This window comes from Sphingomonas sp. Leaf38 (assembly GCF_001421825.1).
Lineage (GTDB): Bacteria > Pseudomonadota > Alphaproteobacteria > Sphingomonadales > Sphingomonadaceae > Sphingomonas.
Genome location: NZ_LMLD01000009.1, coordinates 217,406 through 242,652, shown reverse-complemented (window position 1 = coordinate 242,652; position 25,247 = coordinate 217,406). Strand labels below are relative to the sequence as shown.

At 67.1% G+C, this 25,247-nt stretch carries 22 protein-coding genes and 1 pseudogene; 12 read left to right on the top strand and 11 right to left on the bottom strand.

The window, feature by feature from the left end; genetic code table 11:
* Nucleotides 1–494: pseudogene (locus tag ASE88_RS19350) on the bottom strand (paraslipin); the annotation flags it as partial.
* 120 nt (nt 495–614) lie between these two features.
* Between ASE88_RS19350 and guaB the strand changes: the two are divergent.
* From guaB to ASE88_RS03405, 3 genes are all read left to right on the top strand, one after another.
* Complete coding sequence (gene guaB / locus ASE88_RS03415; protein ID WP_055876046.1) at nt 615–2,075, top strand: IMP dehydrogenase; 1,461 nt, start codon at nt 615–617, stop codon at nt 2,073–2,075.
* Nucleotides 2,076–2,350: 275 nt separating this feature from the next.
* On the top strand, nt 2,351–3,538 hold the full coding sequence (locus ASE88_RS03410; protein WP_056475417.1) for an RsmB/NOP family class I SAM-dependent RNA methyltransferase: 1,188 nt from the start codon (nt 2,351–2,353) through the stop codon (nt 3,536–3,538).
* Between the two features lie 32 nt (nt 3,539–3,570).
* Nucleotides 3,571–4,071, top strand: a complete 501-nt coding sequence (locus tag ASE88_RS03405; protein ID WP_200910138.1) for a tetratricopeptide repeat protein — start codon at nt 3,571–3,573, stop codon at nt 4,069–4,071.
* A gap of 159 nt (nt 4,072–4,230) precedes the next feature.
* Here the strand turns inward: ASE88_RS03405 and rsmA are convergent, their stop codons facing one another.
* The 4 genes from rsmA to ASE88_RS03385 form a co-directional block, all read right to left on the bottom strand.
* A complete protein-coding gene (gene rsmA, locus ASE88_RS03400) occupies nt 4,231–5,061 on the bottom strand; it encodes a 16S rRNA (adenine(1518)-N(6)/adenine(1519)-N(6))-dimethyltransferase RsmA (protein WP_056476338.1) in 831 nt (276 codons plus the stop codon).
* Nucleotides 5,062–5,071: 10 nt separating this feature from the next.
* On the bottom strand, nt 5,072–6,079 hold the full coding sequence (gene pdxA / locus ASE88_RS03395; protein WP_082466161.1) for a 4-hydroxythreonine-4-phosphate dehydrogenase PdxA: 1,008 nt from the start codon (nt 6,077–6,079) through the stop codon (nt 5,072–5,074).
* Nucleotides 6,080–6,086: 7 nt separating this feature from the next.
* Entirely contained in the window at nt 6,087–7,505 is a 1,419-nt protein-coding gene (locus ASE88_RS03390; RefSeq protein ID WP_056475411.1) for a peptidylprolyl isomerase, read from the bottom strand.
* Between the two features lie 96 nt (nt 7,506–7,601).
* The gene (locus ASE88_RS03385; protein WP_055877104.1) at nt 7,602–9,869 is read right to left on the bottom strand and encodes an LPS-assembly protein LptD; all 2,268 of its coding nucleotides are present in this window, start codon (nt 9,867–9,869) and stop codon (nt 7,602–7,604) included.
* A gap of 186 nt (nt 9,870–10,055) precedes the next feature.
* Between ASE88_RS03385 and ASE88_RS03380 the strand changes: the two genes are divergently transcribed.
* From ASE88_RS03380 to ASE88_RS03365, 4 genes are all read left to right on the top strand, one after another.
* The gene (locus ASE88_RS03380) at nt 10,056–11,531 is read left to right on the top strand and encodes a leucyl aminopeptidase (RefSeq protein ID WP_056475408.1); all 1,476 of its coding nucleotides are present in this window, start codon (nt 10,056–10,058) and stop codon (nt 11,529–11,531) included.
* A 136-nt stretch (nt 11,532–11,667) separates the two neighbouring features.
* Nucleotides 11,668–12,105, top strand: a complete 438-nt coding sequence (locus ASE88_RS03375) for a DNA polymerase III subunit chi (protein WP_056476332.1) — start codon at nt 11,668–11,670, stop codon at nt 12,103–12,105.
* 72 nt (nt 12,106–12,177) lie between these two features.
* Nucleotides 12,178–12,600 (top strand): nucleoside-diphosphate kinase, encoded by a 423-nt coding sequence (gene ndk / locus ASE88_RS03370; protein ID WP_056058698.1) that lies wholly within the window; start codon nt 12,178–12,180, stop codon nt 12,598–12,600.
* Entirely contained in the window at nt 12,600–13,118 is a 519-nt protein-coding gene (locus tag ASE88_RS03365) for a GNAT family N-acetyltransferase (RefSeq protein ID WP_056475406.1), read from the top strand. Before ndk ends, ASE88_RS03365 begins: the two co-directional genes overlap by 1 nt.
* 160 nt (nt 13,119–13,278) lie before the next feature.
* On the opposite strand, the gene ASE88_RS03360 is transcribed toward ASE88_RS03365, so the two are convergent.
* From ASE88_RS03360 to purM, 4 genes are read right to left on the bottom strand one after another with little or no spacing between them, the layout of a single operon-like run.
* Nucleotides 13,279–13,890 (bottom strand): hypothetical protein, encoded by a 612-nt coding sequence (locus ASE88_RS03360; RefSeq protein WP_056475402.1) that lies wholly within the window; start codon nt 13,888–13,890, stop codon nt 13,279–13,281.
* Nucleotides 13,887–14,252 carry an MmcQ/YjbR family DNA-binding protein gene (locus ASE88_RS03355; protein ID WP_235527797.1) on the bottom strand — a complete coding sequence of 122 codons (366 nt, stop codon included), beginning with the start codon at nt 14,250–14,252 and terminating at the stop codon, nt 13,887–13,889. The genes ASE88_RS03360 and ASE88_RS03355 overlap by 4 nt, the downstream gene beginning before the upstream one ends.
* Nucleotides 14,249–14,821, bottom strand: coding sequence for a phosphoribosylglycinamide formyltransferase (gene purN / locus ASE88_RS03350; RefSeq protein ID WP_056475399.1), 573 nt, complete (start codon nt 14,819–14,821; stop codon nt 14,249–14,251). The genes ASE88_RS03355 and purN overlap by 4 nt, the downstream gene beginning before the upstream one ends.
* On the bottom strand, nt 14,814–15,950 hold the full coding sequence (gene purM, locus ASE88_RS03345) for a phosphoribosylformylglycinamidine cyclo-ligase (RefSeq protein WP_082466268.1): 1,137 nt from the start codon (nt 15,948–15,950) through the stop codon (nt 14,814–14,816). Before purM ends, purN begins: the two co-directional genes overlap by 8 nt.
* A 64-nt stretch (nt 15,951–16,014) precedes the next feature.
* Between purM and ASE88_RS03340 the strand changes: the two genes are divergently transcribed.
* The 4 genes from ASE88_RS03340 to ASE88_RS03325 are packed head-to-tail and all read left to right on the top strand — an operon-like array spanning nt 16,015 to nt 21,605.
* On the top strand, nt 16,015–17,259 hold the full coding sequence (locus tag ASE88_RS03340) for a heavy-metal-associated domain-containing protein (RefSeq protein WP_056476324.1): 1,245 nt from the start codon (nt 16,015–16,017) through the stop codon (nt 17,257–17,259).
* An 11-nt stretch (nt 17,260–17,270) separates the two neighbouring features.
* Nucleotides 17,271–17,915: an HdaA/DnaA family protein gene (locus ASE88_RS03335; protein WP_056476321.1), complete on the top strand. Its 645-nt coding sequence runs from the start codon at nt 17,271–17,273 to the stop codon at nt 17,913–17,915.
* Nucleotides 17,916–17,931: 16 nt separating this feature from the next.
* Entirely contained in the window at nt 17,932–20,097 is a 2,166-nt protein-coding gene (locus ASE88_RS03330; protein ID WP_055876021.1) for an RNA degradosome polyphosphate kinase, read from the top strand.
* The gene (locus tag ASE88_RS03325) at nt 20,094–21,605 is read left to right on the top strand and encodes a Ppx/GppA family phosphatase (protein WP_056475396.1); all 1,512 of its coding nucleotides are present in this window, start codon (nt 20,094–20,096) and stop codon (nt 21,603–21,605) included. Before ASE88_RS03330 ends, ASE88_RS03325 begins: the two co-directional genes overlap by 4 nt.
* A gap of 148 nt (nt 21,606–21,753) precedes the next feature.
* Here ASE88_RS03325 and ASE88_RS03320 read toward each other — a convergent pair whose 3' ends face one another.
* A complete protein-coding gene (locus ASE88_RS03320; protein WP_055876015.1) occupies nt 21,754–22,050 on the bottom strand; it encodes an I78 family peptidase inhibitor in 297 nt (98 codons plus the stop codon).
* Nucleotides 22,047–23,222: a ribonuclease D gene (gene rnd / locus ASE88_RS03315; RefSeq protein WP_056415007.1), complete on the bottom strand. Its 1,176-nt coding sequence runs from the start codon at nt 23,220–23,222 to the stop codon at nt 22,047–22,049. The genes ASE88_RS03320 and rnd overlap by 4 nt, the downstream gene beginning before the upstream one ends.
* Nucleotides 23,223–23,313: 91 nt before the next feature.
* On the opposite strand from rnd, the gene aspS reads away from it, so the two are divergent.
* Complete coding sequence (gene aspS, locus ASE88_RS03310; RefSeq protein ID WP_200910137.1) at nt 23,314–25,137, top strand: aspartate--tRNA ligase; 1,824 nt, start codon at nt 23,314–23,316, stop codon at nt 25,135–25,137.
* Nucleotides 25,138–25,247: the final 110 nt, after the last annotated feature.

The following is a 25,247-nucleotide window of genomic DNA, read 5'->3' as shown; positions in this document are numbered from 1 at the left end:
GGGCGGATGTCCTTGATCTCGACTCGCGTGATCTTCACCCCCCACGGCGTCGTCGCATGATCGACCACGTTCAGCAGCCGCGCATTGATCTCGTCGCGCTTCGACAGCGTCTCGTCGAGGTCCATCGACCCCATGACCGTGCGCAAATTGGTCGTCGTGAGCTGCAGCAGCGCCTGGTACAGGTCCGACACCTCATACGCGGCCTTGGCCGAGTCGAGCACCTGGAAGAACACGACCCCATCGGTCGAGATCATCGCATTGTCCTTGGTGATGATCTCCTGGCCGGGGATGTCGATCACCTGCTCCATCATGTTCACCTTGCGGCCGACACGATAGAAGAAGGCGGGGTAGAAATTGAAGCCGGGCCGCGCGACCGTCGTGAAGCGGCCGAAATGTTCGATCGTGTATTGATAGCCTTGGTGGACGATTTTGATGCTCGTGAAGAGATACAGCAGCACCAGCGCCAATAAGAGCGCGGCAACGATCAGGCCCATCGAACAATCCCCCATCCGTGTATGACGCCGCTATAGCACGTCGTACGCGAGAGGGCCTAGCCGGATGCGCCGCCTTTGGTTACATGGCGCGCCACCTCACACCCAGGATCGGCAGCTTCAATGGATATCCGCCTCGGCCTCACCTTCGACGACGTCCTCCTGTATCCGGGGGAATCGGACGTGCTGCCCAGCCAGGCCGATACCCGGACGCAGGTGACGCGCGGCATCGCACTCAACATCCCGATCCTCTCGTCCGCGATGGACACCGTGACGGAAGCCGACATGGCGATCGTGATGGCACAGCTCGGCGGCATCGGCGTGCTTCACCGCAACCTCACGATCGAGGAGCAGGTGGTCGCGGTGCGCCAGGTCAAGCGCTTCGAGTCGGGCATGGTGGTCAACCCGATCACGATCAAGCCGACCGCGACCCTCGGCGAGGCGCAGGCGTTGATGTCCGGCCACCGGATCAGCGGCATCCCCGTGGTCGAGGCGGACGGCAAGCTCGTCGGCATCCTGACCAACCGCGACGTGCGCTTCGCGGGCAACCCGCAACAGCCGGTCAGCGAGCTGATGACGCACGAGAATCTCGCCACCGTCTCGACCGAGGTCGGCAAGGAGGAGGCGCGTCGCCTGCTCCACGCGCGTCGTATCGAGAAGCTGCTGGTGGTCGACGCGCAGTATCGCTGCGTCGGTCTGATCACCGTCAAGGACATCGAGAAGGCGGTGATGTTCCCCGACGCGACCAAGGACGAGGCGGGCCGCCTGCGCGTGGCCGCGGCGACCACGGTCGGCGACAAGGGCTTCGACCGGACCGAACAGCTGGTCGACGCGGGCTGCGACCTGATCGTGATCGACACCGCGCACGGCCATAACCGCGACGTCGGCCGCGCAGTCGAGCGCGTGAAGAAGCTGTCGAACTCGGTCCAGGTGGTGGCGGGCAACGTCGCTACCGGCGAGGCGACGCGCGCATTGATCGGGGCGGGCGCGGACGGGATCAAGGTCGGCATCGGGCCGGGCTCGATCTGCACCACGCGCGTCGTCGCCGGCGTCGGCGTGCCGCAGCTGACCGCAGTGATGGATTGCGCCGAGGCCGGCCACAAGGCGGGCGTACCGGTGATCGCCGACGGCGGCATCCGCACCTCGGGCGACATGGCTAAGGCGCTGGCCGCGGGCGCATCGACCGTGATGATCGGCTCGCTGCTCGCCGGCACCGACGAGGCGCCCGGCGAGACGTTCCTGTACCAGGGCCGCGCGTATAAGTCGTATCGCGGCATGGGCTCGGTCGGCGCGATGGGCCGCGGGTCTGCGGATCGCTATTTCCAGGGCGATATCAAGGACCAACTTAAGCTCGTGCCAGAGGGCATCGAGGGGCAGGTCGCGTATAAGGGCCCGGCGAAGGACGTGATCCATCAGCTCGTCGGCGGGATCAAGGCGGCGATGGGCTATACCGGCTCGGCAACGATTCCGGATCTCCAGGCACGGGCGGAATTCGTGCAGATCACGGGCGCGGGCCTCATGGAGAGCCATGTCCACGACGTGACGATCACCCGCGAAGCGCCGAACTACCCGACGCGGGGGTGACGGAAGGGGCCGGGCGGGACGGACCCACTCCATCCCTCCGTCATCCCGGCGAACGCCGGGACCCATGGACACGGTGTATCCGGCGATAGCGTGCAATCATAACCCGGACCGCAACCATGGGTCCCGGCGTCCGCCGGGATGACGAATAGGGTGAGGGACGGCCTTCCCCCGAAATTATTCCCCGCCCGCACACGAGAGCGGCTAGGGGAGGGGATGATGACGCATTCCCCGTACCAAGCCTTTCTCGAAACCTCGCCGACTGCGGGAGGCCGCAAGTGACTCCTCCCGCCCGCACCCAGGCCGCGATCGAACTGCTCGACCAGATCATCGCCGCCGCGCGCGAATCCGGTGCCGCCGCCGACACGCTGATCGCCCGCTATTTCCAGACCCGCCGCTATGCCGGCTCGAAGGACCGCCGCGCCGTCCGCGAGCTCGTCTATGCCGCGATCCGCAAGGCTGGCGACCGCCCCGAAACCGGGCGAGCCGCCATGCTCCTCGTCGCGGACGCGGACCCCGACGTCGCCGCGACCTTCGATGACACCACCCATGCCCCAGCCCCGATCGCCAAGGACGAGCCGCGCGCCCGCGCCGGCGTTGCCCCGCAGTGGCTGAGTAAGGCACTCCGCGCATCCGGCCTCGACGGCGCCGCGCTGACCGATCTCGCCGGCCGCGCCACGCTCGATCTGCGCGTCAACACGCTGACCTCCGACCGCGCGACCGTACTCGCCGCGCTGCCCGAGGCCGAAGCCACCCCGCATGCGCCCGACGGCATCCGCCTGCCCACCGGCACCAACGTCGAAGCGCTCCCGCTCTTCAACGAAGGCGCGCTCGAGGTACAGGACGAGGGGAGCCAGATCGTCGGTCTCGCGATGCAGGCAAAGCCCGGCGAGCGGATCGTCGATCTCTGCGCGGGCGCGGGCGGCAAGACGCTGGCGCTCGCCGCGACGATGGAGAACCAGGGCGTGATCCTCGCCTGCGATACCGATCGCAACCGTCTCTCGCGTCTCGCCCCGCGCGCGACCCGCGCGGGTACGACGATCGTCGAAAGCCGCCTGCTCAATCCCACCCGCGAGATCGAGGCGCTGAGCGAATGGGCCGGGCGCGCCGATGGCGTGCTGGTCGATGCGCCGTGCTCGGGCACCGGCACGTGGCGGCGCAATCCCGAGGCGCGATGGCGGCTGACGCCCGACCGCGTGTCGCGCCTGCAATCGACGCAGCAGCAAGTCCTCTCGGTCGCGGCGACTTTGGTCAAGCCCGGCGGTGCGCTCGTCTATATCGTCTGCTCGTTGCTCGACGCCGAGGGGACCGATCAGGTCAGCTGGTTCCTGAACGCGCATCCCGGCTGGACCATTGAGGCCTTGTCGCTGCCCGCTGGCGCCAAGCACGGCCACGGCGTACGCCTGGAGCCAGGCCGCGACGGCACCGACGGCTTTTTTGTCGCGCGCCTTCGGGCTGCGTGCTAGCCAGCCGACTAATGACCCGCCTGGAGACGATCATGCGTTTTTCGTCCGTTGCCGTTGCCGCCGCGCTGACCGTCGTGTGCGTATCGACCTCGCTCAGCGGGCAGCGCCCCGACAGCCAGATCGACGCGCGCTCGATGCAGCTTCTGGCGCAGGGGCGGTCGCTGGCTGCGGCGGGCAATCTCGATGGCGCGACCGACGCGCTGGAAACCTCGGTCGCGGTCGATCCGCGCAATCGGGGTGCGTTTCTGCTGCTCGCGCAGGTCGCGGAGTCGCGCGACCTGCCCGGCAAGGCGATCCGGCTCTACCGCGAAGCGCTGCTGCTCGAGCCCAACGACGTCGCGGCGTTGAAGGGGCAGGGCGAGGCGCTCGTGGCCAAGGGGGCTGTGGTCCGCGCGAAGGACAATCTCGTCAAGATCCGGACGCTCTGCAAGGGCGCGTGCCCCGAGGCGACCCAGCTGGCGGCGGTGATTGCGAAGGGCCCACCGGTCGCGACGGCGCAGGTCGAAAAGACGCCGGTGGCGGCCAAGGACTAAGGTTCGAAACCCCGTCCCTATTCTACCACCCCGGCGAAGGCCGGGGTCCAATTGGGAAACGGAGCTAACTGCGGTCAGCGCCAGATTACTGAGACCTTGCCAATTGGGCCCCGGCCTTCGCCGGGGGGGCGCCCTGAAGTCTTAGATCTGAGTTCCAGTTCAGGAGGTGGCGGGTGAACCGACTGCCTTTGCCAGCGCCGTGAAATCCGCCACCGACAGCGTCTCCGCGCGGCGCGTGGCCTCGACGCCGATCCGCTCGAGCGCGTCGAGGGCGCCGGGCACGCCCTTCAGGCTCTGTCGCAGCATCTTGCGCCGTTGGCCGAACGCTGCACCCGTCAAGCGCTCCAGCACTGCGAAGTTCACCGCCTCGGGTGCCTCGACCGGCGTCAGGTGAACGACCGCCGACATCACCTTGGGGGGCGGCGTGAACGCGGAGCGGTGCACCGGCATCGCGATGCGCGCAGTGGAGCGCCACTGGGCGAGGACCGCGAGCCGCCCGTAATGATCGTCGTTGGTCTTGGCGACGATCCGCTCGGCGACTTCCTTCTGGAACATCAGCGTGCATGACTGCCACCAGGGCAGCCACGGCGTCGATAGCCAGCCGACCAGCAAAGCCGTGCCGATATTGTACGGCAGGTTCGACACGATATGCGGCTTGCCCTCGAACAGCGTGCGGGCGTCGATCTCCATCGCGTCGCCTTCGATGACGCGCAACTGCCCCGGATAGGCCTCGCTCAGTTCGGCGAGTGCCGGGATGCAGCGGCGGTCGCGTTCGATCGCGGTGACCCGCGCACCGGCGGCGAGCAGCGCGCGCGTCAGGCCGCCGGGGCCGGGGCCGACTTCGAGCACCTCGGCATCCTTGAGATCGCCCGGAACCGCGGCGATGCGTTTGAGCAACTGCCCGTCGAAGAGGAAGTTCTGCCCGAGTGCCTTGCTCGCGTTCAGGCCATAGCGCGCGATCACCTCGCGCAGCGGGGGAAGGTCCGTCATGCTTGTCCTGTCAGGCCTGCGCGGCGGCCAGCGCACGCCGGTCGGCGGCTTCGCCCGCCATCGCGATCGCGGCGATCATCGCGCCAGGCTCGGCAAGGTTCTTGCCCGCGATTGCGAATGCGGTGCCGTGATCGGGCGAGGTGCGCACGATCGGCAACCCGAGCGTCATGTTGACGCCCTCGTCGAAATGGATCGTCTTGAGCGGCACCAGTGCCTGATCGTGATAGCAGCACATGACGACGTCATAGGTCGCGCGCGCGCGGGGATGGAACATCGTGTCGGCCGCGAACGGACCGGTCGCGTCGATACCCTCGTCGCGCAGGATCGCGATCGCGGGCGCGATGACGTCGATCTCCTCGCGGCCGAGCGCGCCTTGCTCGCCCGCATGCGGGTTGAACCCCGCAAAGGCGAGCCGCGGCTTTTCGATCCCGAAGTTCCGAAGCAGCCCCCGTGCGGTCGCGCGGGCCTTGGCGACGATCAGATCGACCGTCAGCAGCGCGGAGACGTCCTTCAGCGGCACGTGCGTCGTGATCGGCACCACCTTCAACGACGGCCCGGCGAGCATCATGACCGCATTGTCGCCGGCTACGCCGTAGCGTTCCGCGACGAACTCGGTCTGCCCGGGGTGGGTGAAGCCGATCGCGTACAGCTGCGACTTCGAGACGGGGCCGGTCACCAGCGCGCGCGCGGCGCCGGTGCGGACCAGTCCCACCGCCATCTCCAGCGCGTGCAGCGCGCAGCGCGCGCCATCCGCGTCGGGCGCGCCGGGGACGATCGCCCCGGCATCACCCACGGTCAGTACCGGCAGCGCGGTGGCAAACGCCGCGCCCGCCGCGCTCATGTCCGCGACCCGCGCGATCGGTCCTTGCCAGACGCGTTCGATCGCGCGGGCGTCACCGATCGCCACGAACGGCGGCAGACGATGTGTGACGCGCGCATCCCAGGCCTTGGCGATGATCTCGGGTCCGATCCCCGCAGGATCGCCCATCGATACCGCCAGCGGCTGCGCGCGCGTCATGCTCGGATCACCGATATTCGACGACGGCGTCGCGCCGCAGATCGCGCAGCTTCTGCTGGGCGCGCAGGTTGACGCGCTGCTGTTCGAGCTGACCCTGGATCTGCTCCGAATTCGGCAGCGAGCCGCCAGCGGCTTCGTCGCGACCGCACAGCACCAGCGCACGGACGCCCTGCTCGGCGGAGCCGAACGGCGGGCTGGATTCGCCGACCTGAAGCTTCAGCATGACTTCCTGGAGCTGCGGCGGCAGATCGCGGATGCGGACCGTGTCGTTGTCGACAACGTCGGCGCCGATCCCGGCCGCGACCTTCTCGACGGTGCCGCAGCCGCGCAGCTCCTGCGTGGCCTTGGCGAACGCCTGGGCGCGCGCCGATGCCTGAGCCTGGTTGGTGTTCGGCGGGAAGCGGAGCGTCAGCTGCTTGAGGCTGAGCTTGGCGTCGCGCGGGTCCGCGGTCAGCACCTGGCGCTTGTCGGTCAGATACAGGATCGAGTAGCCACCCGACACCTCGATCGGACCGGCGACCTGGCCAACCTGCATCGTCGTTGCAGCCTCGGCCAGCTGAGCGGGCAACGTCGCCGCGCGGATCCAGCCGAGATCGCCGCCGACCGCGCGCGTCGACGCTTCGGAGAACTGGCGCGCATAATATTCGAACGGTTGCGCGCCCTTCTGGATCTCCGCCAGAATCTGCTTGGCGTTCGTATAGACCTGCTGGCTGTTCGCCGGCGTCGCCGCGAGGTAGATTTCCTTGAGGTTGAACTCGTCGGTGCCCTTGGCCGCCTGGAGACGGTCGATGATCGACTTGACCTCCTCGTCGCCGACATTGACGAACGGCTCGACGCGGCGACGCAGATAGCGCTGCCAGGCGAGTTCGCCCTCGATCTGGCGCTTGAGCGAGCGCTCGGACGAGCCCGACTCGCGCAGATAGGTGCGCATCGCGACGGGTGTGCGGTTGAAGCGCTTCGATACGGCGTCGTAGCTCTGCGTCAGCTCGGCGGGCGTGATCGTGATGTCAGCGGTCTTGGCCTCCTGGATCTGGAGAGTCTCGTCGATCAGCTGGCGCAGTACCTGCAACTTCAGCCGTTCGCGGTCCTCCGCCGACAGCTTGGCCTCGTTCGCCATCGCCACCAGTGCCACGCGCTGGTCGACATCGGTGCCTGTGATCACCGTATCGTTGACGATCGCGGTCGGCTTGCGGACGTTGGGGTCGAGCTTGCCGAAGATCTGGAGATTGGTCGGAATATCGAGGCCGGTATTGTCGGGCAGGCTCTGATCCTGGACGGTTTGACCGGTCCCGTTTTGACCAGCTTGCGGGGCGGGGCTCTGCGGCGGGGGCGCAGTTTGCGCGATCGCACTTGCCGTCAGTGCGGCTAGGACAACCGCCCCGATCACACGGCCGCCACGCGCCGCCAGTCGAACATCATGCTTCAAGTGTCGGTATCCCATCATCACACGCCAGATCCATGCCGTCGTTGCCGCGACCGCACCTATACCGCGTGGGTTGCCCCAGAGTAGCTGAACGCGGGCTTAGCGGCCGAGATTGGTGAAGGCCAGCGTCAACAGGAAGCTGTTGCCCTTCCGCGCGTCGCCGGTGTCGTTGTACGTGCGCCGCCACGTTCCGCCGAGCCGCAGGCAATCATCCTCATACTGGATGCCGAGGCGATGGCGGATCGGCGTGAAGCCGTCGCTGCGCGACAGCGGGTCCTCGGCCGTATTGGTCAGATCGACCACGCCCGAGCCGAACGCCGACCAGAACCGCGCAAACTGCACGCGGCCCGCGACGCGCACTTCCTCGCGATCGCGCAGATCCTCGATCGACGGATCGATGTTGCGGTTCAGTTTCAGGTAGCCGACCAGCACATAGGTCGCGCGCGAGCCGATCGTCGCGTCGAGTTCGTTGCGGCGGATCGCAAAGCCGTCCTTGTCGAGCCGGTACCGGTGGACGATCGAGACGAAGTCGCGGAAGCGCAGTTCGCTGCGGCCGACGATGTCGGAAAACCGGTCGCTGAGGCCGGTGCCGTCGGGCAGGATCGTCGGCCGCTTGTCGACGCGGTAGCTCTGGCCGACATTGGTGGTGAAGGCGATGCCGGGCAGGTCGAGCGCCCATTCACCGCCATAGGTGACGCGCGACGAATCCTCGAACCGGTCATAGCCGGCGAACCGGTTCAGCGAGAACAGGTTGGTGTCGTCGAGATCGACCGCGCGCGAATCCTCGTTGGGCAGCGAGAGGTTGGCGACCTTCGGCGCGGCGACGAGCTGGACGCGCGGCGTGAACCGCTGCGTACCGCCGAGAAACGTGCCGATGAACGGCCATTTCACGTCCACCGCCGCCGCACCGATGACCCGCTGGTGGAAGCCCTCGAGCCCGCGATAGCTGATGTTGGTCGTCGCGAGCGTGTCGTTGGTGTTGTACAGGTCCCCGCGCGCAAACCCGGTGAAGGTGACTTCCTGCCCCCAGTTGGTCAGGCGCCGCAGATCCCATTGCAGGCTGGCGAACGCGCGCTGCGTATCCTGCCCGTCGGTCCGCGTGAGCGCGAGCGTGTTGAGCTGAACCTGGAACCGGCCGCCGACGAGGCCGTCGTCGAACCGCTTGCGATAGTCGATCTCGGGCAGCGCGATCGGCTGCTGGCCCTGGCTGTCGTTGACGCGCAACGTCTGCGCATACCAGCCGCTGATCGCCAGATAGCTGGTATCGTCGATCCGCTCGACGCTGGCGGTGGTGCGCAGCCGGTCGTCGCGCGAGATGTCGTAGCGGCGCAGGAAGGTGCGGTCGGTCGTCAGGCGGAGCGAACCGCTCGCGCTCCAGTTGGGCGACAATTGGTAGCGCGCCATCCCGTCGATATAGCCGCGGAACGCCATGCTGGTGTCGGTCGGGACCGCGGTGGTCAGATCGTCGCTGCGACGGCTTTCGGTGGCATAGGCGCGGACGCTGAACGCACCCTTCGAACTGAGCGCGGAATAATCCACCTGCGCCATCGGGAGCACGCTGCTGTAGATGTGCGGCGTGATGACCAGCCCCTGGTTCGGGGCGAGCTTCCAGTAATAGGGGACGCTGACTTCGAGGCCGTTGACCCGGCTATACCCGCCGTTGGGCGAAAGCAGGCCGCTGTCGCTGCCGCCGCCGACGGGATTGGAGAATTTGGGCAGCGGCAGGCTCGGCAGCCCGAACAGGTGCAGCCGCGCGCCGGAGTAATAGATGCGCTTGCGTTCGGGGCGGTAGGTGACGCGAACCGCGGTGATCTTCCACGTCGGCTCCTTGGGGCAGCCCGCCGCGTTCGTGACGCCGCACGGCGTGTAGGCGGCGCTCTTCAGATTGACGGTGCCGTCGGCTTCGCGCGTGCCCTGCTTGGCCGCCAGCCGGCCGCCCTGCTCGAGCACGACGAGCATGTTGTCGACCACGCCGTCCTTCAGCGAATCGGTCAGGTTGATCTCGTCGCCATAGGCGATGTCGCCCTGCGGGTTCGTGACCGCGATGTTGCCGGTCGCGAGCACCTTGCCGGTCTTGCGGTTCCACACGACCTTGTCGGCGCGCAGGCGATCGCCCTGGCGAAACATCCGGACTTCGCCGGTGGCGGTCACGACCTCGGTATTGGTGTCGTATTCCAGGCCGTTGGCGCTGAACTGCACCTGGTCCTCGGCGGGAGTCGCGGTCGGTGCGTTGGCGACGGGCGCGTCGGGCACCGGTGGCGCGACTGGGCGGTTCTGGAAATCCTGGGCCAGAGCCGGGGTCGCAGCCAGTCCGGTCGCCAGCGCGAGCGAAAAGGCGCAACCCGTCAAAAGGTCGATACGCAACACGATCCGAACCAACCCCTTTGGCACTGAGCAGCCGTTTGCCGCCATATCGCCCGCCTATCGCATCACCGGGGCTTCGCTGCAATCACCGTGCGTTGACCGACCATATACCGGGGCCACCTTGCTTTGCCGGCCCCGCGTCATCAACTTAAGGGCTATATCCGTTCAAACGCTTCCCGAGGGTTCTTCATGCAGATCGTCTTCGCCTCCACCGTCCCCACCCATGCACCGATCCTCGCCATCCCGGTCGCGAAGGACGGCGTATCGCAGGTGACGTGGAGCGCGATCGGTGGCGATGTCGAGGCGATCGCGACGCGCGCAGCCGGTGCGGCGCGCTTCGCAGGCGAAGCGGGCTCGGTCGTCGAGCTGTTCGTGCCGGTCGACAGCGCGGTTCGCCAGGTTCTGCTCGTCGGCGTGGGCGCCGGGGAGAATGCCGACTGGGAGAAGGCCGGGGGGGCGATCACCGCACGCCTGCTGACGTCGGGCGCGACCGCCGTCACGGTGGACCTGTGTGCCGGCGCTACGCCGACCGCCGAAGTCGCCGCGCGCCTCGCTGCCGCTGCCGTGCAGCGCGCATGGCGGTACGATACGTACCGCACCAAGCTCGCCGACAAGTCGAAGCCGACGCTGACGGAGATCACCGTCGTCGGCGCACCCGAGGGCACCGATGCCGCCTGGGCCGAGCAGTCCGCGGTTACCGGTGGTCTCGACCTGACGCGCTGGCTCGTCACGTCGCCGCCGAACGTCGTGTATCCCGAGAGCTTCGTTGAGAAGGTGACCAAGGAGGTCGAGGGGCTCGGGCTCGAGATCACCGTGCTCGACGAGGCGCAGATGACCGAGCTCGGCATGGGCTCGCTGCTCGGCGTCAGCCAGGGGTCGCGGCGTGAGGCGCGCATCCTCGCGCTCAAGTGGAACGGGGCAGGCGCCGATGCGCCGACGCTCGCGTTCGTCGGCAAGGGCGTGACGTTCGATTCGGGCGGCATCTCGATCAAGCCCGGCGCGGGCATGGAAGACATGAAGTGGGACATGGGCGGTGCCGGCGCGGTCGCGGGCGCGATGAAGGCGATCGCCTCGCGCAAGGCGAAGGCGAACGTCGTCGGCGTGATGGGCCTGGTGGAGAACATGCCCGACGGCGCCGCGCTGCGCCCGAGCGACGTCATCACCTCGATGTCGGGACAGACGATCGAGGTGCTCAACACCGACGCCGAGGGGCGGCTCGTGCTGTGCGATTGCGTCACCTGGGTGCAGCAGGCGCACAAGCCGACGACGATCGTCGACCTCGCCACGCTGACCGGCGCGATGATCGTCGCGCTCGGGACCGAGAATGGCGGCATCTTCGCCAATGACGACGCACTCGCCGATCAGCTGATCGCGGCGGGCAAGGCCACCGGCGACACGCTGTGGCGTTTCCCGCTCTCGCCCGCCTATGACAAGCTGATCGACTCGCCGATCGCCGACATGAAGAACGTCGGCCCGCGCGGCGCCGGTTCGATCACCGCGGCGCAGTTCATCAAGCGCTTCGTCGACGAGGGCGTGAAGTGGGCGCATCTCGACATCGCCGGCATGGTCTGGTCGGACAAGCCGGGCACGAACCACGACAAGGGCGCGACCGGCTACGGCGTGCGTCTTCTCGACCAGTTCGTCGCGGACAATTTCGAGGGGTAAGTTTAGGACGGCGGACCTCAATCCCCCTCCGTCATCCTGACGAAAGTCAGGACCCAGGATACCAAGTGACGCGCTCCGTGGCTCTGGGTCCTGACGTTCGTCAGGATGACGGAGAACGGCAGGATCAGTGGAAAACATGCAGGTCGATTTCTACCACCTCACCAGCCCGCTCGACCGGGTCCTCCCGCGGATTGCCGAGCGCGTCGTCTCAACCGGCGGACGCCTGCTGATCGTCGCCGAACCCGAGGCGCAGCGTACCACGCTCGACCGGCTGCTCTGGTCCTATGCGCCCGAAAGCTTTCTCCCGCATGCGCAGGCGGGCGCTGGCGACGACTCCGAGCAGCCGATCCTCATCGCCGCCGAGATCACGCCCGCCAACGCCGCGCGCAACGTCGCGATCGTCGACGGCCAATGGCGCGACGATGCCCTAACCTTCGACCGCGCGTTCCACTTCTTCGACGACGACGCGATCCGCGAGGCCCGCCTCGCCTGGAAAGCCCTCGCCGACCGCGACGGAGTCGAGCGCCGCTACTGGAAGCAGACCGAGTCCGGGAAGTGGGAACAGGCCGCATAGGTTGCTTTAGGACCGATCCGCGCCTAAGCGCCGCGCATCCTATTTCCGTCAACACAGGAGCCCGTGACCATCATGGCCGCGAACCGTACCTTTTCGATCATCAAGCCCGACGCAACCCGCCGCAACCTGACCGGTGCGGTCACCAAGATGCTCGAGGAAGCCGGCCTGCGCGTCGTCGCTTCGAAGCGCATCCAGATGACCCGCGAACAGGCCGAGGGCTTCTACGCGGTCCACAAGGAGCGTCCGTTCTTCGGTGAGCTCGTCTCGTTCATGATCTCGGGGCCGGTCGTGGTCCAGGTTCTCGAAGGCGAGAACGCGATGCAGCGTAACCGCGATATCATGGGCGCCACCAACCCCGCCAACGCAGACGCCGGCACGATCCGCAAGGAACTCGCCGAGTCGATCGAGGCCAACTCGGTCCATGGGTCGGATTCGGACGAGAATGCCGAAATCGAGATCGCCTACTTCTTCAAGCCCGAAGAAATCGTCGGCTGATGACCTGGCGGATGCGACGCGCAGGCCCGGGCGATGCGCCCGCGCTGTCGCTCGTCGCATCCGCCACGTTTCTCGATACCTATGCGACCGTACTGACCGGGGCCGACATCGTCGCCCACTGCACGACGAAGAACAACATCGCCACGTTCGAGGCGTGGCTCGACGATCCCGCGACGATCGTCACCATCGCGGAGCAGGAGCCCGGCCACGCGCCGATCGGCTACACCGTGCTGACCGCGCCGGACTTTCCGATTCCGATCGGCCCCGCCGATATCGAACTCCGCCGCATCTACCTGATGAAGCAGGCGCACGGCACCGGCCTCGGCGCCGCGCTGATGACGCAGGCGCTGGAGGCTGCCGCTGCCGCCGGCCGCAACCGAGTCCTGCTCGGCGTGTGGGAAGGCAACAGGCGGGCACGCGCCTTCTACGACCGTCACGGGTTCGCGGTGATCGGCGCGCGCCAGTTCACGGTCGGCACCACGCTCCACGAAGACCCGGTCTACGCGCGCTCGGTTTGAGCTGCTCAGATGACACGCAGTCCGGCGCAACTACCACCACCCCGGCGAAGGCCGGGGGCCAATTGGCAAGGCCGTCTTGACGGCGCGCCGTACTCCGTTGGCATCGTCCCCCTATTGGGCCCTGGCCTTCGCCGGGGTGGTCCCACAGGAGGGTGACCGATCAAACCGCCGGCTTCTCCCGCGCCCAGATCGCGTCGATCCTGGCCTGATCGCCACCGCGCTGGCGAACCCGCAAACCTTCGAGCTTCAATGACCGACCCGCAAAGGGTATCGACCCGGCTTCGGTCTTCCAGATCACGTCGTAGATCCCGCTCGCCGAGCGGGTCGTGTCGCCATCGAAATAGTGGAGGCTGACGAGAACCGGCAAGCGTCCTGATCGATTGTCAGCGCCACCATCGGTTAGCTTCAGAAGCGGTTTCGAGAACCACGATTTTTCGATGACCGGTTCCGCCGGCGGCCGCTGCGGCGATACGCCGAGCGCGCGCGGGAAGGTGATCGTCACATCCTGAAGATCGTGCCGCGCATCCTTCAGCAACAGCGTGGCGCCGCCATCCTGCACGATCGCCGAGAGATCGATCTTCGTCCGCTCGCGTGCTTCGCTCGACTGTGCCGCGATCTTGTCGGCCTCGGCGGCGCGATGTTCGGACCAGTTCGTCCACAGCGTCAGCGCCGCGATCAAGACGCCCGCTACTGCCACGACCTCGGCCAGCGTCACCCAGCGGCGGCGCGTCGCGGCGGCCTCGCGGCGTTCGGTCGGAGTCTCGCTGCTCATCGCCCACCGGCCTCGAGCAGGCGGGCAGGGGCGGCGAGTTCCCAGCTGCGCGCGATCCGGTCCTCGACCAGCGCCCAGTCGGGATCGCCAGCGACCGTCATGCCGACCCACCCGGTCGCGCCGAGATAGGCGGGGCGCGAATAGACGGCAGGGTTTGCCTCGATCAGCATCGCCTGTTCGTCGCTGCCACCGGTCTTCACGCATACCATAGTCAGCCCATCGCCGTGATGGTCGGCGCGGAACTGCGCGAACTGCTTGCCCGCTACGAAGAAGGTCGGCTGGCCGTGCGAGACGGTTTCCTCGGTCTCGGGCAGCGCAAGCGCAGCCGCGCGGACGCGGTCGAGGGGGGACATATCGGTCATCGCGTCACGAACTCCGCCAAGATCTTAGGGTACAATGCATGTTCGGCCGCCAGCACGCGCTCCGCAAGCGTATCCGCATCGTAGCCGGCAAGGATCGGAACCTCCGCTTGGCCCAGCACGACTCCGCCATCCAGTTCCTCGGTCACGACATGCACCGAGCAGCCGCCTACCGCATCGCCCGCCGCGATCGCCCGCGCGTGCGTATCGAGCCCCTTGTACTCGGGGAGCAGCGACGGATGGATATTGACGATCCGATCGCGCCACGCGGCGACGAAGCCGTCGGACAGCAACCGCATATAGCCCGCCAGCGCGATCACCTCGACGCCAGCCTCGCGCAGCGCCGCATTGATCGCCGCCTCGTAGGCGGGCTTGCCGAGCCCCTTTGGCGACAGCGCGAACGTCGCCAGCCCCTGCGCCCTCGCCCATTGGAGTCCGGCCGCATCGGGTTTGTCCGAGGCGACCAGCGCGATCGCATAGGGGCAGTCGGCCGCGCGCGACGCTTCGACCAGCGCCATCATGTTCGATCCGCGCCCGGAGATGAGCACGCCGACGCGCGTCTTGTCAGCCATGCGTAGCGGTCCAGTTTTCGCGTGCGCTCCACGTACCGGCCGAGCCGCGCACGGTGCAGCCATGCGCGCCGGCTTCGATCGACCCGATCGTGAACACTGTCTCGTTCGCGGCTTCGAGCGCGGCGGTCACCGCCTCGGCCTCGTCGGCGCTGACGATCGCGACCATGCCGATCCCGCAGTTGAACGTGCGCGCCATTTCCTCCGGCTCGATCGCGCCCTGTGCCTGCAGGAACGCCATCAGCCGCGACTGCTCCCACGCATCCGCATCGACCACTGCATGCACGCCCTCGGGCAGCACGCGCGGGATGTTCTCGAGCAGGCCGCCCCCCGTAATGTGCGCGAGGCCCTTGACTCGCCGCTCACGCAGCAACGGCAACAGGCTCGCGACATAAATGCGAGTCGGCGCCATCAAATGATCGATCAGCAACCGGTCCTGATCGAACAACGCCGGACGATCGAGCTTCCACCCGCGGTCCGTCGCCAGCCGACGAACCAGCGAGAAACCGTTCGAATGCACCCCCGACGAGGCGAGCCCGAGCATGACGTCGCCCGCCGCGATCTCACGCCCGGTCAGCACATTGGTCCGCTCGACCGCGCCGACGCAGAAGCCCGCAAGATCGTAATCGCCGTCCGCATACATGCCGGGCATCTCGGCGGTCTCGCCACCGATGAGCGCGCAGCCGGCGGTCTTGCAGCCTTCCGCGATCGAGGCGACGACGCGCTCCGCGACCGCCGCATCGAGCTTGCCGCTTGCATAATAATCGAGGAAAAACAGCGGCTCGGCACCCTGCACGATCAGGTCGTTGACGCACATCGCGACCAGGTCGACGCCGACGCCTTCATGCCGGTCCCATTCGATCGCCAGCTTCAGCTTGGTGCCGACGCCGTCGTTCGCCGCCACCAGCAGCGGATCGACGAACCCGGCCGCCTTCAGGTCGAACATGCCGCCGAACCCGCCGAGATCGGCGTCCGCCCCCGGCCGCCGCGTCGAGCGCGCGAGCGGCGCGATCGCGCGCACCAGCGCGTTGCCCGCGGCGATCGAAACGCCAGCCTGGGCGTAAGTATAAGGGCCCGAAGTGGGGGTGTAGGGGCCCGAAGCGGGGGTGGCGGAGTCTGGCGTATCGGTCATGATCGGTGCTGCTAGCCACATCGCGCTTGGATTTCCACGTCTGCTTCGCCAAAAGGCCCGCGTGATCCGTATTCGTGCCCTTCCCACAGCGCTTGCTGGCGCCGCCCTCTTGTTGAGCGGTGGCGCCGTGCTTGCGCAGATCGAGGGCGGCAGCCACGGCGCCGCGCCGGTCGACAGCGGCAGCGCCTATGAGGTGAGCGGCGTCACGGTCGATGTCGCCGGCAAGACCGCCGACGCCGCGCGCTATGCCGGATGGCGGCTCGCGCAACGAAAAGCCTGGGTGCAATTGTCGAACCGGTTGGGCGGCGGTGGTGGCCTCGTCTCAGACGGCACGCTCGATTCGCTCGTGTCCGGGATCGTCGTCGAGAACGAGCAGATCGGCCCGCAGCGCTATATCGCCAAGCTCGGCGTGTTGTTCGATCGCACCCGCGCCGGATCGATCCTCGGCATCTCGACCTATGCCGATCGTTCGCAGCCGATGCTGGTCATCCCGATCCAGTGGTCGGGCGGCGTCGGCCAGGCGTTCGAGCAGAGCACGCCGTGGCAACAGGCCTGGGCGCGCTATCGCACCGGCAACAGCAGCATCGATTATGTCCGCCCGTCGGGCTCCGGCCCCGACGCGCTCCTGCTCAACGTCGGCCAGACGCAGCGCCCAGGCCGCGGCTGGTGGCGGACGATCCTCGACCAATATGGCGCAAGCGACGTTCTGATGCCCGTCGTGAAGCTCTATCGCCAATGGCCCGGCGGCCCGGTGATCGGCGTGTTCGAAGCACGCCACGGCCCCGACAACGAGTTGATCGGCAGCTTCACGCTGCGCGTCGGCACGTCGGATGGCATCGCGCAACTGCTCGATACCGGCGTCAAGCGGATTGACGACCTGTACCAGCAGGCGCGGCGCAACGGGTCGCTGCGCGTCGACTACAGCCTGTCGCCACCACCGGCCCCCGAAGCCGCAGTGATCGAAGACCTGCCCACGGACGAGACCGCCGACGCCAATACCGCGGTCCTGACCGGCGGTGAGGGGATTTCGGTCATCGTCCAGTTCGACACGCCGGCCGCGACCGCGGTCTCCGCGACCGAGGCAGCCCTCCGCGCGATCCCCGGCGTCCGATCGGCGGCGACGACCAGCCTCGCGCTCGGTGGCGTGTCGTTGATGCGCGTCGCCTATGATGGCGATCCGGCGGCGCTCAAGACTGCGCTCGAGGCGCGGGGCTATCAGGTCTTCGGCTCCGGCCAGACGATCCGGATCCGCCGGGTTTCCCAACTTCTTCCGCCGGATCTTCCCGCGGATACCGTGACGACAGGGTGAGCGCGACCAAGATGACTCAAATCGCGCTGCCACTCGGTTGGCCGGCGGACCCTCGCGACGACGCCTTCCTAGTTACCCCCTCCAACGCGCGCGCCGTCCACACGCTGGAGCATACCGCGACGTGGCCCGTCATGACCGCCATCCTCACCGGCCCGCGCAAATCGGGCCGCAGCCTGCTCGCGCGTATCTTCGCGGCGAAGAGCGGCGGCACGATCATCGACGATGCCGAGCGCGTGCCCGAGGCGCAGCTGTTCCACGCCTGGAACCGCGCGCAGGAGGAGCACCGGCCGCTGCTGATCGTCGCCGACGCAGCCCCGCCCGAATGGAAGGTAAAGCTCCCCGATCTCCGCTCGCGTCTGGCGGCAAGCCCGATCGCGGCGATCGGCGCGCCCGACGACGAACTCATGCGGCTGCTGCTGGCGCATCTGTTCGAGCGGCGGAGCCTCGATGCGCGGCCCGATCTGGTCGACTGGCTCGCCACCCGAATTGAGCGTAGTCATATTACCGTAACGCGAACCGTCGATGCGCTGGATCAGGAGGCAATGGAACGTCGCAAGCGCTTGTCCATTCCTCTGGCACGAACCACACTCACCGAGGCCGGGCTGATCCTGCGGCCACAGCTTGCCCTGGATCTGCCGCTCTTTACGTCACCATAAGACCCCAAGAGGACCGATGAACCGTCCAGCGCATATCGTCCGCCAAGCGGAAGACGACGACGATCCCATCGGCGCAGAGCCGAACGACCGGTTCTTCAATCGCGAGCTCTCCTGGCTGGCGTTCAACCGTCGCGTGCTGGAGGAGGCGTGCAACCCCGCGCACCCGCTGCTCGAGCGGCTCCGCTTCCTGTCGATCTCGGGCTCGAACCTCGACGAGTTCTTCATGGTCCGCGTCGCCGGCCTGAAGGGCCAGCAGACGCAGGACGTCGATCGCCGCTCTGCAGACGGGCTCACCGCGGGCCAGCAGCTGACCGGGATCGTCCGCGAGGCCGATGCGCTGATGGCAAGCCAGCAGGCGGTATGGGGCGACCTGCGCGTGCTCCTCGACGAGGCCGGGCTGTTCGTCCTGCGCCGCGAGGCGATCGAAGGCGAGGCCGACGAGTGGCTCGAAACACATTTCCGCGATCAGATCTTCCCGATCCTGACCCCGCAGGCGCTCGACCCGGCGCATCCGTTCCCGTTCATCCCCAACCGCGGACTGTCGGTCATCTTCGACCTCGTGCGCATTTCGGATAACGAGCCGGTGCGCGAACTGGTGATGCTGCCGCACACGATGACGCGCTTCGTCCGCCTGCCCGGCGAGCCCGCGCGCTACATCGCGATCGAGACGTTGCTCAAGCGCTTCGCGCCGGTTCTGTTCCCCGGCTACGAGGTCCTCGCCGCGGCGAGCTTCCGCGTCCTGCGCGACAGCGACATGGAGATCGAGGAGGAGGCCGAAGACCTCGTCCGCTACTTCGCCAACGCGATCAAGCGCCGCCGCCGCGGCCGCGTGATCCGCCTGGAACTCGAGACGGGGATTCCCGACGTGCTCGCGGCCGTTCTCAAGGACGAGCTAGGCGGTGCGGATGCGATCATCACTGAGAGCGGCAACCTGCTCGGCATCGTCGATCTCGACGGGCTGGTCGACGAGGACCGGCCCGACCTCAAATTCCCGCCCTTCACGCCGCGCTTTCCCGAGCGGATCCGCGAGTTCGGCGGCGATTGCTTTGCCGCGATCAAGGCCAAGGACATCGTCGTCCACCATCCGTACGAGACGTTCGAGGTGGTGCTCGCCTTCCTGAAACAGGCGGCGAACGATCCCGACGTCGTCGCGATCAAGCAGACGCTCTACCGCGCCGGCAAGCAGCCCGCGGTGATCAACGCGCTGATCACCGCCGCCGAAGCCGGCAAGTCGGTCACTGCGGTCGTCGAGCTGAAGGCGCGCTTCGACGAGGAGCAGAACATGGTCTGGGCCTCCGCGCTGGAGCGTGCGGGCGTGCAGGTCGTCTACGGCTTCATCGACTGGAAGACTCACGCGAAGGTGTCGCTGGTCGTCCGCCGCGAAGGCTCCGCGTTCCGCACCTACTGCCATTTCGGCACGGGCAATTATCACCCGGTCACCGCCAAGATCTACACCGACCTCAGCTTCTTCACCGCCGACGCGGCCGTGGGGCGCGATGCGGCGCAGATGTTCAACTACATCACCGGCTATGTCGAACCGACCGACATGGCGCGGGTCAGCCTCTCGCCGCGCGACCTGCGCCAGAACCTGATGAACCTGATCGACGTCGAGATCGCCAATGCGCGCGCCGGCAAGCCTGCCGGCGTGTGGGCCAAGATGAACTCGCTGGTCGACCCCGCGGTGATCGAGAAGCTGTACGAGGCGAGCGGGGCAGGGGTCGAGATCGACCTGATCATCCGCGGCATCTGCTGCCTGCGTCCCGGCGTGCCCGGCCTCTCCGAGACGATCCGCGTCAAGTCGGTGATCGGCCGTTTCCTCGAGCACAGCCGGATCTGGGCGTTCGGCAACGGCAAGGCGCTGCCCAATGACGGGGCCAAGCTATTCATCTCGTCGGCCGACTGGATGCCGCGCAACTTCGATCGTCGCGTCGAATATATGCTGCCAATCCTCAACCCGACCGTCCACGACCAGATCCTCGACCAGGTGATGGTCGCGAACCTGATCGACAACGAGCAGAGCTGGGAACTGCAACCCGATGGCGAGTATAATCGCGTCGATCCCGGCGACCGCCCCTTCAACCTGCATCGGTATTTCATGACTAATCCGTCGCTTTCCGGCCGTGGTGCCTCGCTTGCGACCAGCAATGCCGTGCCGACCCTGTCGCTCCGTCGAAAACGATGAGCGTCGCACACCGCTTGTTCGGCAACGCACCGCCCAAGGCCGAAACCGATGATCACCCGCGTACGGGGATCATCGACATCGGCTCGAACTCGATCCGCCTGGTCGTGTATCAGGGCCCGCCGCGGCTCCCTGCGATCCGGTTCAACGAAAAGGTTCTGGCCGGGCTCGGTCGGGGGCTAGCTGCGACCGGATCGATCGAGAAGTCTGCGCTGAAGACCGCGCGGACTGCGTTGGCGCGGTTTGCGGCCGTGGCGCGCGAGATGGAATGCTCGACGCTCCGCACGGTCGCGACGGCGGCGGTACGCGATGCGAAGAACGGCAGCGAACTCATTGCAACCGCGGAGCATCTTGGTCTCAAGGTCGAGACATTGTCGGGGGAGCAGGAGGCCAGTGCGGCGGGCTATGGCGTGCTGTCCGCGATCCCCGATGCGGATGGTATCGTCGGCGATCTCGGCGGCGGCAGTCTCGAACTTGTCCGCGTCCGGCAGGGGAAGATCGAGGATCGCGTCTCGTTTCCGCTCGGCGTGCTGCGTATAGGTCCGATCCGCGCCAAACGCGGCAAGGTCCTTGAACGGCTCGTCGCCCGCCTGATCCGCGAAGCGGGCTGGACTGCGCGCGGGCAGGGGCTTCCGCTATATCTCGTCGGCGGATCGTGGCGGGCGCTCGCGCGTCTCGACATGGAGCTGTCGGACTATCCGCTGCCGATCATCCATCAATATTCGATGACCGCTGCGACGATCACGCGTCTCAGCCGCACGATCCCGCAGCTCTCCAAGCCGCGGCTGAAGGCCATTTCCGGGCTGTCGTCGGGCCGTTCGGCAACGCTCGCGGACGCTGCGGCCCTGCTGGGCGTGCTCATGCGGCAACTCGGCAGCCGGACGACGATCGTCTCCGCCTATGGCCTGCGTGAAGGGCTGCTCTACGAAGATCTGAAGCGCGCGGACCGCACGCTCGATCCGCTGATCGTTGCCGCACGCGAGGAAGGGCGGCTGCTCGGGCGGTTTCCCGAGCATGGCGATCTGCTCGATCGCTGGATCGCACCGCTGTTCGTCGGCGAGCCGGCGGCGATGGCGCGGATACGGCACACCGCCTGCCTGCTTGCCGATGTCGGCTGGCGCGCCAATCCGGAGTTCCGCGCCGAACGCGGCGTGGAGGTCGCACTGCACGGGAACTGGGTCGCGATCGACGCGCCCGGCCGGGGCATGCTGGCCCAAGCGCTCTATGCGAGTCTCGGCGGCGATCTCGCAGCGGCGGATCCGGTCGGCCGGCTGGCGTCGCCCGCGGCGATAAAAAGCGCAACGGCGTGGGGACTTGCGATGAGACTTGGTCAGCGGATGAGCGGTGGGCTCGCGGGTCCGCTCCAGCGCTCGCAGCTTACCGATGACGGCCTGACGCTGACGCTGAAGCTGCGTCCCGAGGACAAGGGGCTGTACGGCGAGGCCGTCGAACGTCGCCACAACGCGCTGGCCACCGCGCTCGGCCGCAAGGCGCTGCTGACGATAGGGTAGCGTCGCCCTCGCGAATCCTCCCCCGCCAGGGGGAGGTGGCAGGCGTCAGCCTGACGGAGGGGGCGGGAGGAGGAACGGCCGTTGCGTGCCTCCCCCTCCGTCGCCTCCGTCGCCCCCCCCTGGCGGGGGAGGATTCAGGAGCGCGCCCTCAAGCGCAGGTAAAGCGTTCGATCCGGCCCTTGGCATCGACATAGACGTTCAACCGGTCGACGCGGAAATCCTTCGTCGTCGCGGTGTTCGGCGCGATCCACCGCAGCGTCCGTGCTCCCGACCGCGTCTGCATCACGTCCGCCCGCGCATCGCTCGCGCGCTTGCCGACAAGATCGCCCAGCGAGTCTGCATTGCACGCGGATTGGGTGGGGGCCGCAGCGGGCGCCTCGCCACGCATCTCGACCGGCGTGCACGCCGCAGACGCCAGCAGGGCGACAACCAGAACGATCTTCATGCGGCATCCTCCGTACGCGTCATCTTGAGCTTACCGCCGATCACCGCAAACGCCAGTCGGCCTTCGACCAGATCGAGCGCGTCGCGGCCGAACTGGTCGAACCGCCAGCCTTCGAGCATCGGCAACCCGACGCGCACGCCAGCGGCAAGCGCCTCCAGCTCATCGGTCCGCGCGAGCAATTTCGACGCGACATCAATATCTCGCGAGCGGATCTTCAGCAGCAGCTTGAGAAGATCCGCGACCAGTGACCCCTCCTTGCCGAGCCCCGGCTTGCGATCGTCGCGCGGCGGCAGTTCGTCCTCGCCAAGCGGTTGCGCGCCCTCGATCGCCGCCATCAGCCGGCCGCCGATGTCGTTCCCCGCCCAGCTCGCCGACAAGCCGCGCACGCGGGCGAGATCGGCCTGCTTCTTGGGCGGATGGCCCGCCATGTCGCCGAGCGTCTCGTCCTTGACGATCCGGCCACGCGGCAGGTCCTTCGCCTGCGCCTCGAGCTCGCGCCACCGGGCGAGTGCCTTGAGTCGTCCGAGCACCTCGGGCTTGCGGCCCGAGATCCGGACGCGCTTCCAGGCCAGATCGGGATCGTTCGCATAATTGGCGATGTCGCCGAGGCGCTCCATCTCCTGGTCGAGCCACACGCCGCGCCCCGTCTTGCGCAGCCGTTCGAGCATCTTCGGGAAGATCTTCGACAGATGCGTCACGTCGCCGATCGCGTACTCGATCTGCCGTGCGTCGAGTGGGCGGCGCGCCCAGTCGGTGAACCGCGCGCCCTTGTCGACCGCGATGCCGAGCCAGCTGTCGACGAGGTTCGAATAACCGATCTGTTCGCCCTGGCCGAGCGCCATCGCCGCGACCTGCGTGTCGAACAGCGGGAAGGGCGTCTTGCCCGTGAGGTTGTAGACGATCTCGATATCCTGCCCGCCGGCATGGACGACCTTGAGTACGTCGTGATTCTCGACGAGCAGGTCGAGCAACGGCTTCAGGTCGATCCCCGGCGCCATCGGGTCGATCGCCGCGGCCTCCTTGTCGTCGGCGATCTGGATCAGGCAGAGCTCCGGGTAATAGGTGCTCTCGCGCATGAATTCGGTGTCGACGCACACATAGTCGGCGTCGGCCATGCGCGCGCACAGATTGGCGAGCGTGGCACTGTCGGAGATAAGCGGGTGGATATGCATGACGTTTCCATAGCGAGGGTCGTCCGGGTTGACAAAGGCGGGTGAGGAAGGGAAGCGCGAGACACCTGTTTATCGTCCGAGAAGACCCATCATGCACGCCTATCGCACCCATAACTGCGCCGCCCTCCGTCCCGAACAGGTCGGCGAGGAGGTCCGCGTGTCGGGCTGGGTCCACAAGAAGCGCGATCACGGCGACCTCGTCTTCATCGATCTGCGCGATCATTACGGCATCACGCAGATCGTCACCGACGTGTCCGGCCCCGTCTTCACGGTCATCGAAGGCCTGAAGAGCGAGAGCGTCGTCACGATCACCGGCAAGGTCACCGCACGCGCACCCGAAGCGGTGAACCCGAACCTGCCGACCGGCGGGATCGAAGTCCGCGCGACCGCCGCGACGGTCCAGTCGATGGCGGGCGAACTGCCGATGCCGGTCGCGGGCGAGGCCGAGTATCCCGAGGATATCCGCCTGCGCTATCGCTATCTCGATCTGCGTCGCGAACGGCTCCACGCGAACATCATGCTCCGCTCGAAGGTCATCACCTCGCTCCGCAACCGGATGAACGATCAGGGCTTCACCGAATTCCAGACGCCGATCCTGACCGCGTCGTCGCCAGAGGGCGCGCGCGACTATCTGGTGCCGAGCCGCGTGCATCCGGGCAAGTTCTACGCGCTCCCGCAGGCGCCGCAGATGTTCAAGCAACTGCTCATGGTCGCGGGCTTCGACCGCTATTTCCAGATCGCCCCCTGCTTCCGCGACGAGGATGCACGCGCCGATCGTTCGCCGGGCGAGTTCTACCAGCTCGATTTCGAGATGAGCTTCGTCACGCAGGACGACGTGTTCGACGCGATCGAGCCCGTCCTCCACGGCGTGTTCGAGGAGTTCGCCGACTGGCAGGGCAAGGGACGCCAGGTGTCTGCGCTCCCGTTCAAGCGCATCCCCTACCGCGAATCGATGCTGAAATACGGCAGCGACAAGCCCGATCTGCGCAACCCGATCCTGATCCACGACGTCGGCCATCACTTCGTCGATTCGGGCTTCGGTCTGTTCGCCGGGATCGTCGCCGGCGGTGACGTGGTCCGCGCGATCCCCGCGCCGAACACCGCCGAGAAGAGCCGCAAATTCTTCACCGACATGAACGACTGGGCGCGCGCCGAAGGTCATGCGGGTCTCGGCTACATCACGCAGAAGAACGGTGAGTTGGGCGGTCCGATCGCCAAGAACCACGGCGAAGAAGCGACCCGCAAACTCATCGCCGAGCTGGGCCTCGGCCCCAACGACGGCATCTTCTTCGCCGCCGGCAAGGAACTCGCCGCCGCCAAGCTCGCCGGCGCCGCGCGTGCGCGGATCGGCGCGGATCTTGGCCTGATCGACGAGAACCGCTTCGAATTCTGCTGGATCGTCGACTTCCCGATGTTCGAATATGACGAGGACACGAAGAAGGTCGACTTCAGCCACAACCCGTTCTCGATGCCGCAGGGCGAGATGGACGCGCTGGAAAACAAGGACCCGCTCGATATCCTGGCGTATCAGTACGACATCGTCTGCAACGGCGTCGAACTGTCGTCGGGTGCGATACGGAACCACCGTCCGGAGATCATGTACAAGGCGTTCGAGATCGCCGGCTACACGCAGGCCGATGTCGACACGAACTTTGCGGGCATGATCAACGCGTTCAAGGTCGGCGCGCCGCCGCATGGCGGCTCGGCGCCGGGCATCGACCGGATGGTCATGCTGCTCGCGGGCGAGCCCAACATCCGCGAGGTCGTGCTGTTCCCGATGAACCAGAAGGCCGAGGATCTGATGATGGGCGCGCCGAGCCCGGTGAGCGCCAAGCAGCTGAAGGAGCTCAACATCCGCCTGACGGTCGATGGTCCGAAGGATCCGGCCAAGGTGGTCGCGCCGAACGCCGGGTGATCCGACCGTCCCTCGCGCCTTCGGGCAGAGAGAAGGATGACCCTCTTGGCGACGGGAGGGTGAGGGGAGGTTGGCGCAAATGAACCGCCCCTCACCCTCCCACCCGCAAG

What these genes read in the sequence shown, in the direction of transcription:
- guaB (WP_055876046.1), top strand. Translation starts at nt 615, where the DNA reads ATGGATATCCGCCTCGGCCTCACCTTCGACGACGTCCTCCTGTATCCG.
- ASE88_RS03405 (WP_200910138.1), top strand. Translation starts at nt 3,571, where the DNA reads ATGCGTTTTTCGTCCGTTGCCGTTGCCGCCGCGCTGACCGTCGTGTGC.
- rsmA (WP_056476338.1), bottom strand. Translation starts at nt 5,061, where the DNA reads ATGACGGACCTTCCCCCGCTGCGCGAGGTGATCGCGCGCTATGGCCTG.
- pdxA (WP_082466161.1), bottom strand. Translation starts at nt 6,079, where the DNA reads ATGACGCGCGCGCAGCCGCTGGCGGTATCGATGGGCGATCCTGCGGGG.
- ASE88_RS03380 (WP_056475408.1), top strand. Translation starts at nt 10,056, where the DNA reads ATGCAGATCGTCTTCGCCTCCACCGTCCCCACCCATGCACCGATCCTC.
- ASE88_RS03375 (WP_056476332.1), top strand. Translation starts at nt 11,668, where the DNA reads ATGCAGGTCGATTTCTACCACCTCACCAGCCCGCTCGACCGGGTCCTC.
- ndk (WP_056058698.1), top strand. Translation starts at nt 12,178, where the DNA reads ATGGCCGCGAACCGTACCTTTTCGATCATCAAGCCCGACGCAACCCGC.
- ASE88_RS03365 (WP_056475406.1), top strand. Translation starts at nt 12,600, where the DNA reads ATGACCTGGCGGATGCGACGCGCAGGCCCGGGCGATGCGCCCGCGCTG.
- ASE88_RS03360 (WP_056475402.1), bottom strand. Translation starts at nt 13,890, where the DNA reads ATGAGCAGCGAGACTCCGACCGAACGCCGCGAGGCCGCCGCGACGCGC.
- ASE88_RS03355 (WP_235527797.1), bottom strand. Translation starts at nt 14,252, where the DNA reads ATGACCGATATGTCCCCCCTCGACCGCGTCCGCGCGGCTGCGCTTGCG.
- purN (WP_056475399.1), bottom strand. Translation starts at nt 14,821, where the DNA reads ATGGCTGACAAGACGCGCGTCGGCGTGCTCATCTCCGGGCGCGGATCG.
- purM (WP_082466268.1), bottom strand. Translation starts at nt 15,950, where the DNA reads ATGACCGATACGCCAGACTCCGCCACCCCCGCTTCGGGCCCCTACACC.
- ASE88_RS03335 (WP_056476321.1), top strand. Translation starts at nt 17,271, where the DNA reads ATGACTCAAATCGCGCTGCCACTCGGTTGGCCGGCGGACCCTCGCGAC.
- ASE88_RS03330 (WP_055876021.1), top strand. Translation starts at nt 17,932, where the DNA reads ATGAACCGTCCAGCGCATATCGTCCGCCAAGCGGAAGACGACGACGAT.
- ASE88_RS03325 (WP_056475396.1), top strand. Translation starts at nt 20,094, where the DNA reads ATGAGCGTCGCACACCGCTTGTTCGGCAACGCACCGCCCAAGGCCGAA.
- ASE88_RS03320 (WP_055876015.1), bottom strand. Translation starts at nt 22,050, where the DNA reads ATGAAGATCGTTCTGGTTGTCGCCCTGCTGGCGTCTGCGGCGTGCACG.
- rnd (WP_056415007.1), bottom strand. Translation starts at nt 23,222, where the DNA reads ATGCATATCCACCCGCTTATCTCCGACAGTGCCACGCTCGCCAATCTG.
- aspS (WP_200910137.1), top strand. Translation starts at nt 23,314, where the DNA reads ATGCACGCCTATCGCACCCATAACTGCGCCGCCCTCCGTCCCGAACAG.